Source organism: Actinomycetes bacterium, from assembly GCA_036510875.1.
Classification (GTDB): domain Bacteria; phylum Actinomycetota; class Actinomycetes; order Prado026; family Prado026; genus DATCDE01.
Window position 1 is genome coordinate 1 of sequence record DATCDE010000238.1, and the last position, 12,248, is coordinate 12,248.

Genomic DNA, 12,248 nt, shown 5'->3' on the forward strand with positions numbered 1-12,248 from the left:
CGAGCTGGTCGTGGACGGTGTTGTTGGCGAAGCTGCCGCCCCACAGCAGCAGCCCGCCGGCCACGGCCAGCACCACCGCCATCACCAGTCCGCTGATGGACAGGATGAAGTCGAGGCTACGGCGGCTCACGGTTGGCTCCCAGGTGCGGCCCGCGGTGCGGGCGAACGGTTGATGTGTCAATCATTCGTTTCAACCAAGCACCATGGGCAGGGCCGAAGGTCCACGGATCACCCGGGCCAACGTCCCGCATAGCGTCGGGCGGGTCCGGGCGTCAGCCGGGGTCGAGGGTGACGTAGCGGTACGCGTCCTTGGTCTCCCGCAGCATGGTGCCCACGTCGAGGGTGTCCACCCCGGGCACGCCGCGCAGGCTCTCAGTCACGAGCTCGGCGATGTGGTCCTCGTCCCGGCAGGCGGCCATGAGCACCAGGTCGTAGGTGCCGGTGGTCACGGCGACGTAGTCCACCTCGGGCAGGTCGCGCACGGCCTGCTCGACGCTGGCCAGGGCCCGTCCGCGTCCCCGGATGCCGATGAGCACCCGGCGCAGCCCGAGCTTGAGCGGGGTGATCACGGCCACGATCTGCAGGGCGCCCCGTCGCTGCAGCCGGGCCACCCGGTTCCGCACCGTGCCCTCGGCCAGCTGCAGCTGGCGGGCGATCTCGGTGTAGGCGATCCGGCCGTCCTGTTGCAGCAGCGCGATGATCGCCCGGTCGGTGTCGTCGATGCCCAGATCGGCGGACATCGTCGCTACCGGCTGGACCCGGCGACCGAGTCCAGCACCCGCTCCGACTCGGCGGGCGGGTTGGCGTCCACCTCGAGGACGGCGTCCTTGATCCGCAGGCAGCTGTCTCCGAACACCTCCGGCGGCATGGTCAGGGCGGGCTGCAGGCGCAGGTGCCACTTGCCGCGCTGGGTGATGCCGAGCACCCCCCGGCGCAGGGCCGCCTGGTGGACGGCGACCCGGAAGTTCGGCGCCGGCCGGATGGTGGCCTTGTCCTGCACGAACTCCAGCGCGGCCAGCGCCCCCACCGCCCGGGCGTCGCCGACCTGCTCCACCGGGCCCACGAGCGGGCGCATCTCCGCCAGGAAGACCTCCTCCAGCTGCCGCACGTTGGCCATGATGTCGCCGTCCTCGAGCATCTCGATGCCCGCGATCGCCCCGGCGCAGGCCGCTGGGATGAAGCCGTAGGTGCCGCCGAGGTGCAGCTCGGAGTCGGCCATCACCTCGTCGGTCCCCAGCAGGCCGGCGATCGGCTGGCCCCCGCGGCGAACGCCTTGCCGAGCAGGATGAGGTCGGGTCGATGCCCTGCCAGCGCTGCATCGCGAACATCTCGCCGCAGCGGCCCATGCAGGTCTGCACCTCGTCCAGGCACAGCAGCCAGCCCCATCGCTTGGCGAGCGCGCCGAGCCGGTCCCAGAAGGCCTGGGACGGCGCGTGGATCCCGCCCTCGCCGAGGACCGGTTCGATGAGCAGCCCCGCGACCTGGCCCGAGTGGATCTGATGGACGAGCACGTAGTTCTCCAGGAAGTCGATCACCTCGGTGTCGTCGAACGGCCCGGGGCCGGTGCGGAACGGCGAGCGGAACCGGTTCGGGTACGGCACCGTGACCACCCCGGCCACGTACTGGGTCCGCATGGACGTGACGTTGGAGAGGTCGCTGGAGACGCCGGCGGTGAGGCAGGTGGACTCGCCGTGGTACTGGCCGCCGAAGGTGAGGATGAGCGGCCGCCCGGTGGCCTCGCGCATGAACTTGACCGCGCCCTCGACCGCGAGGGTGCCGGTCACCGAGTACTCCACTCGGCTGAGCCGGCCCGGGGCGATCGACGCCAGCTTGTCCACGAGCTCCAGCGCCGGCACGTTCTGGATCCACCCGCTGATCTGCATCCCGTGCTGGTCCCAGGCCTCGTCCATCGCGGCGCGCACGCGCTTGGGCGTCGGGCCGAAGGGCGAGGCGCCCCCCGCCGACATGTGGTCGGCGAAGGTGTTGTCGTCGACGTCGACGACCAGGTGTCCGCGCCGTCCGGCCTGGACGAACGGCACGACGGTGTGGTCGGCCAGGGTGCCGGTGCGCTCGAACCACTCACGGCTGCGGGGGCCGGGCAGCTCGGTCCGCACCTGAGGCAGCTCGAGCTCGGGGTCGTGCGAGGGTGGTCGGTGGCCGGCATCGGGCGCTCCTGGTCGGGAGGTCGCCGCAAGCCGGTTGGCTGCGGCGGGCTGGCGCCGACTCTCGATGCTGACAATCGGAAGGAATCCGGTCAGTGGTTGCGAATCACGGCAACGTTGGCCTCTAGCGTGCGGGTGATCCGCCATCGGTCGCCGTCAGGAGGTCGGCGGAGGCAGGTGCAGCAGCGCGGCGACGGACCTGCTGACCGCGGTGGCCACCGCGCCGGTCGACCCGAAGACGTACGTGCGGGTGCCCTGGCCCAGGGTGGCCAGGTAGGCGCTGACGCTCGGCGGCAGGGCGGTCGGGGTGGTGAGCACCAGCGGCGCCACCCCGGCGCCGACGGTGGCCAGGAACGGCGACCCGGCCAGCGCGTCCGGGAAGTCGGTCCCGGTGGCCAGGCCGATCGCTCCGGTGGTCCCTGGGCTGCCCGTGCCGGTGCTCAGCGTCGTCGTGCTGGCGGTCAGGGCCGGGTACTCACCGGCCGCGACCAGAGCGCTGGTCGCGTACCGGTCCTTCCCGGTGTAGGAGACGGGGGCCGAGGGGTAGGCGTTGTGGGCCGGGCCGCCGATCGTGGTGACCGTCCGTCCCTGCAGGTACGTGGCGAGCCCGGCCGGCAGGATCGCGTCGTCGGTCAGCAGCACCGCTCCGCTGTGGCTGGCCGCGGCGTCGCCGGCGACGAGAGCGTCGGGGAAGTTCATGCCGGTGGCGAGGTAGACCGTGCCCGGGTCGCCGAGCGCGTGCGCCACCGCAGTCGCCGTGCCGAACCGGTCCGTCCCGGCCAGCCGGACGGGCTTGAAGCCGAGGCCGGACACCGCCTTGTCCACGGCCAGGGACAGCGCGCCACCGGAGCCGAGCAGGTAGACCGTCTTGCCGGACTGGGCGCCGAGCGCACGGGTCAGCTCGGCGGCCACCCGCGCATCCAGGCCCGACGTGGGGGTGAGCAGCAGAGGCCCCGACTGCGCGCGAGCCAGCGGCGCGCCCACGAGCGCGTCGGGGAACAGGTCGCCGCGGGCCAGCACGGCGGCCTGGGCGGTGCCGTCCGGGTAGGCGGACTGCGACACCGCGATCGCGGTGGCGTAGCGGTCGGTGCCACCGAGGCGGGTCGGGGCCACCCCGGCCGCGAACGGGGAGTTGGCGAGGACCTTCAGGTCGTCCATAGTGCCGGCGAACTGGGAGATATCCACGTTCCCGGAGATCCCCGGGACGGTGCCTTGACTCGTGTACTGCCAGAACGTCCACGCACTCCACCCGGGCAGCGGGGCGGGGGCTGTGCTGCTGTAGGAGGCCAGCCACAGCGGATACCCGCCGAATGCGGTGGAGTCCGCCATGGAGTTGTGCCAGAAGTTCGGGTACGTGTACAGGATCGGCGTGCGTCCGGTGATGCTCTGGACGGCGGTCAGGAACTGCTGGGTCCAAGCGACGAGGTTGACAGGTGTCAGCCCCCCGGTCTGCTCCAGGTCGAGCACCGGCGGCAGGTCGCCGAGGTCGGCGAAGGACCCGACGGTGTTGGCGAAGTACTGCGCCTGGGCGGCCGCCGAGCCGACCGTGCTGCTCGGCCGGGCGTAGTGGTAGGCGCCTCGGATCAGCCCGGCCGCGGCCAGCGCCGACCAGTCCTGGGTGAAGTACGGGTTGGTGTAGGTGGTTCCCTCGGTCGCCTTGACGAAGGCGAAGGAGGAGCCGCTGGCCGCTGCGGCCGTCCAGCCGATCGTGACCCCGCTGGGGTGCTGGTAGGAGGCGACGTCCGGGCCGTTCGGTCCGGTCGCGGCGACCGCCGGGGACGCCAGCGCCGCCATGCCGGCAACGGTCAGTGCGATGGCCAGCCATCGGGTGGGGAGGCGAAGGGACATCGCAGCGTCAGGTCCGTCCAGGTGCGGGGGAAGGGCCGGGCGGTCACAGCCCGACTCGGGGAGGCTACCTCCGACCGCCCGCCGGACCCCTCATCCCCGGTGTGTCGGCGACGTCAGCGCGACCCAGCGTTGCCGACGATCGCGGCGATCGGCGGTAGGACGGCGGCCACGACCAGGGCAGCCACCCGGAGGGGAGTCGGGGCGGGCGCGTAGAAGCCAAAGACCACCAAGACCAGGCAGGGCACCATGATCGACAGGTAGTGACGGCGCCGCCGGGCGATCTCGTCGTCGCGCTGCTCGCTCTCGGTGCGCGTGACGATGTCGAAGCCCTCGGCTCTCCGGCGCCAGCGCATGGGACCAGTCTGCTCCGCGGCGAGGGGCGGCCGCGTGGTTACGCTAGGCCCCAATCCGGGGAGGACGTACGGGTGGGTGACCAGTCGATCCAGCCGCTGTCGGCCAGCTCCCGGCGACCGCCTGCCCTGCGGGTCGTGGGGGTTGCCGTCCTGGTGGCCATCGTCGCCGCGGTGGCGACCAGCGCGTGGGTGCTGAAAGATGAACGCCGGCAGCTGGCCGTCACGCGGCAGCAGGTCGCCGAGCTGCAGCGGGTACAGGCCGGCGACCGGGCCCAGCTGGCCGGACTGTCCGCCCAGCTGCACACGGCCCAGCAGCAGCTGGTCCAACAGCAGACCCGGCTCAAGGCGGACGAGCAGCAGCTCGACCTGACCGCTCAGAAGCTACCCCCGGACCTGGTCACCCTGGCTGCGAAAGTGTCGCCGTCGGTCGTCCTGATCACCTGCGCCTCCGGCACCGACGTGTCGTTCGGCACCGGCTTCGCCCTGGACATCCCCGCCGCCGCCGGCTACCAGACCGCCATCGTGACGGCGGAGCACGTCATTGCCGCCTGCACCGGGCCCACGGCCGGTCCGAGCCTGAGCCTGTCGCAGGGCCAGCAGACGCTGCCGGCCCACCTGCGGGCCTTCGACGCCTCGACGGACGTCGCCATCATCGACACGACGACCAAGGTCCCGACCCTTGAGCCGGGCGGGGCGCCCCTGGTGGGCCAGTTCGTCATGGTGGTGGGCAACCCGCTCGGGCTGGCCAACAACGTGACCTCCGGCAACGTCTCGCAGGTCAACGCGAACGACTTCCTGAACTCCGCCCCCACGAGCAGCGGCAACTCGGGCGGCCCCGTGGTGGACCGCAGCGGCCGGGTCCAGGGCATCGTGGACGCCGCCTACTCGGCGACCGCCGGAAGCCCCGTGGTGGAGAACCTCAACGTCGCCCTGCGGCTGTCCGCGCTGTGCACCAGTCTCCTCACCTCGTCCACCAGCTGCGCCCGACTGCACTGACCCCGCGGCCCGGGCCGGTCAGCGCGCAGCCACCTCGAGGCTCGCGTCCAGCTCTGCGGCCGTGCAGTCGGCCAGCAGCTTGAAGACCCCTGGCTCGATCTCGACGCGTTGCTCGTGCTCGCCCATCGTGTCCCTGCTTTCGCTCACCCGAGGGCGCCGGTCGGCGCCCTCGGGTGAGACGCAGCCGAGTGAAGGTCATGACGGGACCGCCGGCACCGCCTAGGGTGCAGGAACCGCACCCTCAGGAGGAGTCGTGGGACGACGCAGCACCCCGCCGTTTCGGGCCGACCACGTGGGCAGCCTGTTGCGACCGCAGCGGCTGCTGGACGCGCGCCGGCAGCGTGCGGCCGGGCAGATCACGGCCGAGCAGCTGAGCGAGGTCGAGGACCAGAGCATCCGTGACGTCGTCCGGATGCAGCAGGACGTCGGCCTGCAGTCGGCCACCGACGGGGAGTTCCGGCGGACCTCCTGGCACATGGACTTCATCTACCAGCTCGGCGGGATCAGCGCGACCGACGAGAAGCTGAAGGTGCACTTCTACAACGAGCAGGGCGAGCTCGACTTCGAGTCCGCCGCGCTGCGGGTGCACGACAGGGTCACGCTCGACCGGACGATCTTCGGCGACGCCTTCACGTTCCTGCGGGAGACCGTGACCACGGCCACGCCGAAGCTGACCATCCCCTCCCCGAACATGATCCACTACCGCGGCGGCCGGGCCTCGATCGACGAGTCGGTCTACCCCGGTCTGGACGCGTTCTGGGCCGACCTCGCCTCGGCCTACGCCGAGGAGGTGCGCCGGCTCGGCGAGCTCGGCTGCACCTACCTGCAGCTGGACGACACCAGCCTGGCCTACCTCAACGACCCGCGGCAGCGGGAGATGGTCGCGGCGCAGGGCGGGGACGCCGAGCACCAGCACGAGCGGTACATCCGCAACATCAACACGGCGCTCGCTGGACGGCCCGAGGCCATGAGCGTCACCACGCACATGTGCCGGGGCAACTTCCGGTCCTCCTGGGCGGCCTCCGGCGGGTACGACTTCGTGGCTGAGGCGCTGTTCAGCCAGCTCGAGGTGGACGGCTTCTTCCTCGAGTACGACGACGCCCGGTCCGGCGGGTTCGAGCCGCTGCGGTTCGTGCCGCCCGGCAAGTACGTCGTCCTGGGGCTGGTCACGACCAAGCGCGGCGAGCTGGAGGACGCCGACACGCTCAAGCGGCGCATCGAGGAGGCCAGCCGGTTCGTGCCCCTCGACCAGCTGTGCCTGTCACCGCAGTGCGGCTTCTCCTCGACCGTCGAGGGCAACGTGCTGACCCTCGACGAGGAGATCGCCAAGCTCGAGCTGATCGTCAAAGTCGCCGAGGACGTCTGGGGGTAGCCGACTGCGGGGCAAAAGCCTCTGGTCTACCCGGTGCCGCCGGATCGAGCCTGGGAATCGAGCCTGGGATTGGGACTTGGGGGTCAGCCCGGTCCCCGGGTCCTGCTTCCTCATGGGAGGTGGGGACGATGACAACCATCTTCGAGCAGCCGTCGGTGCGCGTCGAACCGTCGCCCCCGCCGGTCGCTCCCGCCCCAGTCAAGGCGGAGCGCAGGTGGGTGAGGCACCTGGCGGTCGGGCTGCTCAGCGGAGCAGTCGGCCTGGCCGCCTGTTTCGGACTGGGGTACGCGTCCCGCAACGACGAGGTCGCGTCGCTGAAGGCGGGGGCCGGGACGACGGCGACCGCCAGCTACGACTACAGCCTGGCCCGCGGGCACCTGGCCCAGGCGCCGGGTGGCTGGGCCGGCAGGCTCGCCGACTACGACTACAGCCTGGCCAGGGAGCACCTCGCCCAGCAACCGTCGTGAGTAGCGTGTGACCACCATGAATGACTCCCCCGACCCCGCAGCGGCGGGGTCGGAGCCGTTCCCCTTGTTGTCCAGCCCGCTGCAGATCGGTCCGGTGACGATCCGCAACCGCGTCGTCTCCTCCGGCCACGACACGGTGATGGCGGACGACGGCAAGGTCACCGACCAGTTGATCGCCTACCAGGAGGCCAGGGCACGCGGCGGTGCCGGACTGATCGTCGTCCAGGTGGCCGGGGTGCACCCGAGTGCCCGTTACACCAGCCACGTGCTGATGGCGGACGACGACGCGTGCATCCCCGGGTTCGCCCGGCTAGCCGAGACCCTGCACGAGCACGGCTGCCCGGGGTTCGTCCAGCTGTTCCACGATGGCCGCGAGCTGATGGAGTCCGAGGACGGCACCCTGCCGGTGGCGCTGGCGCCGTCCGCGGTCCCCAACGAGCGGTTCCACGTGATGCCGCGGGCCATGACCGTCGCGCTCATCGAGGAGATGGTCAGCTGCTACGGCGCGGCCGCCGGTCGGATCCGGCGGGCCGGGCTGGACGGCGTCGAGGTGGTCGCGTCGCACGGCTACCTGCCCGCGCAGTTCCTCAACCCGCGCACCAACCTGCGCACCGACGGCTACGGCGGGTCGCCGGAGAACCGGCTGCGGTTCCTGCGCGAGGTGCTCGAGGCCGTGCGCGCGGCGGCCGGGCCCGAGCTCGCGGTGGGCCTGCGCATCTCGGCCGACGAAGCCTCGGCGGACGGGCTGACGACGCGGGAGGTGCTCGACGCGCTGGCCGGCCTCGACGCCGACCACCTGATCGACTACGTGTCGGTGGTCTTGGGCAGCTCGGCCACCCTGGCCGGGTCCGACCACATCGTGCCGCCGATGACGATGCCGGTCGCCTACACGGCACCGGCCGCGGGGCGGATCCGGTCCGCCGTGTCGGTCCCGGTCATCGTGGCCGGCCGGATCAACCAGCCGCAGGACGCCGAGCGGGTGCTCGCCCAGGGGCTGGCGGACGCCACCGCGATGACCCGAGCCCTGATCTGCGACCCCCTGTTGCCGGCCAAGACCTTCAGCGGTGCGGTGGAGACGGTCCGCGCCTGCATCGGCTGCAACCAGGCCTGCATCGGGCACTTCCACGCGGGCTATCCGATCTCGTGCATCCAGCACCCCGAGACCGGGCGGGAGCGCGCCTACGGGAACCGCACCCCGGCCGCTACGCGCAAGGACGTCGTGGTGGTCGGCGGGGGGCCGGGCGGTCTGAAGGCGGCTGCGGTCGCGGCCGAGCGAGGGCACCGGGTGACCCTGTTCGAGGCCGCCCCCCGGCTCGGCGGTCAGGTGCTGCTGGCCCAGGAGCTGCCCGGCCGAGCCGAGTTCGGCGGGGCGGTGGGCAACCTCGTCGGTGAGGCCGAGCGGGCCGGGGTGCGCATCGTGACCGGCACCAGGGTCGATCTCGACCTCCTGCACCGGCTGGCACCGGACGCGGTGGTGGTGGCCACCGGCGCCGTCCCCCGGCGGCCGGTCCTCGAGCTTGCCGACGACCCGGTGGTCCTGGACGCATGGGAGGTGCTCCGCGGCGCGGTGGTCCCCAGCGGCCGGGTCGTCGTCGCGGACTGGCGCTGCGACTGGATCGGCCTCGGCGTCGCCGTGCTGCTCGCCGAGCGGGAGCGCAAGGTCACCCTGGGGGTGTCCGGCTACCACGCGGGGCAGCGGATCCAGCAGTACGTCCGGGACGAGATGATCGCCCACGCGACCCGGGTCGGCGTCGAGATCGTGCCGCTGGTGCGGCCCTTCGGTGCCGATCCCGACACCGTGTACCTCCAGCACGTGCTGACCGGCGAGCCGGTGGTGGTGGAGCCGGCAGCAGCGCTCGTGCTGGCCCAGGGCCACCTGCCGGTCACCGACCTGATGGACCGGCTCGACGGGTTCCCGGCCGAGGTGCACCTGGTGGGGGACTGCCTGGCCCCCCGGACGGTCGAGGAGGCCGTGCTCGAGGGCCTGGTCGCAGCCAGCGCTCTCTAGCTGGTTCCCCTGGCTCGGCCCGGTCGCCCCGCCGTCAGGATCTGGTGGCAGTCCACGCGGGAACCAGCCTGCAGGTCGATCAACAGCGTCACCGGGATCCCAGCGCCCAGCAGCTACATCACGAGGCTCTCGGTCGAATCCGGTGTCGCGATCGTCATCACAGGGCAATCCATCGGCGCGGGCGACGGCCGCCTGCTAGCCCGAAGGTGTGATCGGACTCGTCAGGTGCGTCACAGCGACGGTCCGGCGTCCGCCTCGAGGTGGGTCACTGGCACGGGGGTGGCCCGGGTCAGCCGGTGCGGCAGGTCCATGACCAGCCAGCGGGACAGGTGTCGGGGCAGCGTGGCCACGACCACGCCGTCGAAGTGCTGCTCACGCAGGAGCACGCGGACCCGTTCGAGCGGTTCGGCGTCCACGACCGCTCCGGTCGCCGTGACCCCAGCCGCGCTCAGCCGGCCGAGCTCGTGCTCCAGCCGGGCCTCGGCCAGCGCTCGGGCGATCCGTTCGGCGTCGGGGACCAGCCGGTCGATCGCCGGATAGTCCCACTGGTGCAGACCCTCCGTCTGCGTAACAGGGACGACGAAGTGCACCGTGCACTCTCCGGCGGCGGCCAGCTCGTCCAGGTGGGCGGTGAGCCGCTCACCTCCGAGCGTCTGGTTGGCGACGATGAGGTAGTGCGCCATCGCGATCGCCTCCTCGCTTCGCAAGCCTCGTCCTCCATGCCACTCGCGTGCCGAGCCTCCGTCAAGTGCAGGTGGACCTTGACCATGCCCGGGAAGAGCGGGAGGTTGGAACCGATGACGACGGAGGGACGGCCATGTCCAAGATCGTCCATTTCGAGATCCCCGTCGACGACCCGCCGCGCGCCCTCGCGTTCTACCGGGACGCGCTGGGCTGGGAGATCTCCGGGTACGGCGACGAGCAGTACTGGCTGGTGCGAGCCGGCGCCCCGGACGAGGCTGGCGCGGACGGCGCTCTGATCGCCCGGGGCGACCTGCACCGCAGCCCGGTGCTGGTCGCGGGGGTCGGGGACATCGGCGCGGTGCTGGATCGGGTTCGAGCCGCCGGCGGCGAGGTCGTGTCCGACCGGGCGGCGGTTCCCGGCTTTGGCTGGGCGGCGTACGTGCGCGACCCGGAGGGCAACGTCGTGGGGCTGTTCCAGCCGGACGCGGATGCCGGCCGCTGACCGGGTGAGGGCGGCACTTTCTGGCCCTGCCCTGCGTCCGCCCATCGCGTAGCCTGAACGTGTGACCGGGTCCGTGCGTCGCGCCACTGTCGTGCTGGCAGCACTGGCCGGGGCGCTCATGGCTCTCGGCCTCGGGGTCGCGACAGCCGGCCCGGCGGCCGGTGTCCAGCCCATGGGCGGGCAGGCGGTTGCGGCCGGCGCCTGGGACAGCGCGGACCTCCCATCGGCGGTCACCGCCGTCCAGAGCGTGGCCGACCGGGAGGTCACTCGCGCGGTCGTCGCGGTGCGCACGGACGTCCAGGGCTTACGCGGCTCGACGGCGGCCACCCTCCAGGTACTTGTCACGGCCCTCCTGCTGCTGTGCATCGCCTCCTGGCGTCGCCCTGCTCCGCGCACCGAGTCCGTACCGCAGCGCGGAGGCGCGCCTCGATCGCCGCCTGGGGCGATCCGGAGCTGACCCCGCCCCGACCGCCGAGCACTCGGCCGTCGGGTTCGTGGCCAAGGGCGCTCAGCGCCTCTGACAGCTCCGACCTCGCGCCCTGACCGCGTTCGCCGTGTCAACCAGGAGCACTTGATGTCGATCCGCACGACCTACCGCCCCACCCACGACCACCCGTCGGCCGAGGCGCACGCGCGAACAGCGCAGCTCAGCAGCGCCCAGCTGGCCGTGCTGCGCCTCCAGCTCGAGTCGCTTCGCTCGGACTGCGAGCGCCAGATGACGGCCGCGAGTGCGGCCCTTGCGCAGCTGCGCAAGGACGGGTCACTCACCGATGCGGCCGCCCAGGCACCGCTGATGGCTGCCCTGCGTTCGCTGGGGGACGCGGAGCGGACGGCCGTTTGATGTGGCTGACGCGCTGGCCAGGATGGACTCCGGGCAGTTCGGCTGCTGCGCGCGGTGCGGCGGTCCGATCCCGCTGGAGCGCCTCGAGGTGCGCCCGTTCGGGCGCTACTGCGTGTCCTGCAGCAGATAGTGGCCAGGTCGTGAGGGGGCTCGTAGAGATCGCCAACTGCGCGGTGCTGCTCGTGATGGTTCCGCTGCTCACGGTCTGACTCGCGGCCGGGCCGGTGCGGTCCGACCGCGCGGCCGGGGAGACAATCGGGGCCCGCGTGCTAGCCGAGGATCCCGGGAGGGCCGAGCCGTGCCCCAGCGTGTCGTCGTCGTCGGCGCCGCGATGGGCGGCCTGCGGACGGTCGAGTCGCTGCGCAGGGCCGGGTTCGCGGGGGAGATCGTCGCCGTCGGCGAGGAGGTCCACCGGCCGTACAACCGGCCCCCTCTGTCCAAGGAGGTCCTCTCCGGCGAGGTGTCCCACGACGCGGTTGCATTCCCGCTCCGGGCCAGCGTGGCCGATGTGCAGTGGCGGTTGGGAGTTCCTGCCGAGTCGGTGGACCTCGAGTCCCGGGTGGTGCGGCTGGCCGATTCCACCGAGCTGGGCTACGACGGGCTGGTCATCGCCACCGGGCTGCGGTCGAGGCGGCTGGCCGCGCCGGGACCGCCCGCGACCGTCGCTGCCGGCCGGCACGTGCTGCGGACGTTGGACGACGCCATCGGCCTGCGGGCGGTGCTGGATGAGGGGGTGCGGGTCGTCGTCGTGGGCGCCGGGTTCATCGGCTGCGAGGTGGCAGCGACGGCCCGTGGGCTCGGCTGCGAGGTGGCGGTCACGGCCGCCGACGCCGACGCGCTGGTACACCCGCTCGGGTCGATGCTGGGCGCGGAGCTGCGCCGCCGCCACGAGCAGCGGGGGGTCACCTTCCACCTGCGCGCCACGGTGACCCGGTTCCTCGGCGCGGACCGGGTGGCCGGCGTCGAGCTCAGCACCGGGGAGCGGCTGCGGGCCGACGTCGTCGTCGAGGCCGTC

15 protein-coding genes are annotated in these 12,248 nt (G+C 72.3%); 10 read left to right on the forward strand and 5 right to left on the reverse strand.

The genetic code is table 11. The features are described from left to right. Positions 1 to 272: 272 nt before the first annotated feature. Both VIM19_13775 and VIM19_13780 read right to left on the reverse strand, forming a co-directional pair. The gene (locus tag VIM19_13775) at positions 273 to 740 is read right to left on the reverse strand and encodes an Lrp/AsnC family transcriptional regulator (protein HEY5185936.1); all 468 of its coding nucleotides are present in this window, start codon (positions 738 to 740) and stop codon (positions 273 to 275) included. Between the two features lie 5 nt (positions 741 to 745). Next, complete coding sequence (locus VIM19_13780) at positions 746 to 1,501, reverse strand: aminotransferase class III-fold pyridoxal phosphate-dependent enzyme (GenBank protein ID HEY5185937.1); 756 nt, start codon at positions 1,499 to 1,501, stop codon at positions 746 to 748. A gap of 38 nt (positions 1,502 to 1,539) precedes the next feature. Here VIM19_13780 and VIM19_13785 point away from each other — a divergent pair, with 38 nt between their 5' ends. Beyond that, the gene (locus VIM19_13785; GenBank protein HEY5185938.1) at positions 1,540 to 2,118 is read left to right on the forward strand and encodes a hypothetical protein; all 579 of its coding nucleotides are present in this window, start codon (positions 1,540 to 1,542) and stop codon (positions 2,116 to 2,118) included. Positions 2,119 to 2,318: 200 nt separating this feature from the next. On the opposite strand, the gene VIM19_13790 is transcribed toward VIM19_13785, so the two are convergent. Then, on the reverse strand, positions 2,319 to 4,010 hold the full coding sequence (locus VIM19_13790; GenBank protein ID HEY5185939.1) for a GH25 family lysozyme: 1,692 nt from the start codon (positions 4,008 to 4,010) through the stop codon (positions 2,319 to 2,321). Between the two features lie 113 nt (positions 4,011 to 4,123). Beyond that, positions 4,124 to 4,363: a DUF3099 domain-containing protein gene (locus VIM19_13795; GenBank protein ID HEY5185940.1), complete on the reverse strand. Its 240-nt coding sequence runs from the start codon at positions 4,361 to 4,363 to the stop codon at positions 4,124 to 4,126. 72 nt (positions 4,364 to 4,435) lie between these two features. Between VIM19_13795 and VIM19_13800 the strand changes: the two genes are divergently transcribed. The 4 genes from VIM19_13800 to VIM19_13815 all read left to right on the forward strand — a co-directional run bounded on the left by VIM19_13800 (position 4,436) and on the right by VIM19_13815 (position 9,206). Further along, a complete protein-coding gene (locus tag VIM19_13800) occupies positions 4,436 to 5,359 on the forward strand; it encodes a trypsin-like peptidase domain-containing protein (protein HEY5185941.1) in 924 nt (307 codons plus the stop codon). Between the two features lie 253 nt (positions 5,360 to 5,612). Beyond that, positions 5,613 to 6,731: a 5-methyltetrahydropteroyltriglutamate--homocysteine S-methyltransferase gene (locus VIM19_13805; protein ID HEY5185942.1), complete on the forward strand. Its 1,119-nt coding sequence runs from the start codon at positions 5,613 to 5,615 to the stop codon at positions 6,729 to 6,731. Between the two features lie 128 nt (positions 6,732 to 6,859). Further along, complete coding sequence (locus tag VIM19_13810; GenBank protein ID HEY5185943.1) at positions 6,860 to 7,198, forward strand: hypothetical protein; 339 nt, start codon at positions 6,860 to 6,862, stop codon at positions 7,196 to 7,198. A 16-nt stretch (positions 7,199 to 7,214) separates the two neighbouring features. Next, entirely contained in the window at positions 7,215 to 9,206 is a 1,992-nt protein-coding gene (locus tag VIM19_13815) for an FAD-dependent oxidoreductase (protein ID HEY5185944.1), read from the forward strand. 230 nt (positions 9,207 to 9,436) lie between these two features. On the opposite strand, the gene VIM19_13820 is transcribed toward VIM19_13815, so the two are convergent. Further along, positions 9,437 to 9,913 (reverse strand): hypothetical protein, encoded by a 477-nt coding sequence (locus VIM19_13820; protein ID HEY5185945.1) that lies wholly within the window; start codon positions 9,911 to 9,913, stop codon positions 9,437 to 9,439. A 110-nt stretch (positions 9,914 to 10,023) separates the two neighbouring features. Between VIM19_13820 and VIM19_13825 the strand changes: the two genes are divergently transcribed. From VIM19_13825 to VIM19_13845, 5 genes are all read left to right on the forward strand, one after another. Then, complete coding sequence (locus VIM19_13825; GenBank protein ID HEY5185946.1) at positions 10,024 to 10,392, forward strand: VOC family protein; 369 nt, start codon at positions 10,024 to 10,026, stop codon at positions 10,390 to 10,392. 61 nt (positions 10,393 to 10,453) lie between these two features. After that, a complete protein-coding gene (locus VIM19_13830; protein HEY5185947.1) occupies positions 10,454 to 10,849 on the forward strand; it encodes a hypothetical protein in 396 nt (131 codons plus the stop codon). A gap of 117 nt (positions 10,850 to 10,966) precedes the next feature. Next, entirely contained in the window at positions 10,967 to 11,233 is a 267-nt protein-coding gene (locus VIM19_13835; protein HEY5185948.1) for a hypothetical protein, read from the forward strand. Positions 11,234 to 11,255: 22 nt separating this feature from the next. Beyond that, on the forward strand, positions 11,256 to 11,363 hold the full coding sequence (locus tag VIM19_13840; GenBank protein ID HEY5185949.1) for a TraR/DksA C4-type zinc finger protein: 108 nt from the start codon (positions 11,256 to 11,258) through the stop codon (positions 11,361 to 11,363). A 168-nt stretch (positions 11,364 to 11,531) separates the two neighbouring features. Next, positions 11,532 to 12,248, forward strand: a 717-nt coding sequence (locus VIM19_13845) for an NAD(P)/FAD-dependent oxidoreductase (protein ID HEY5185950.1), incomplete at its 3' end; no start/stop codon positions are given.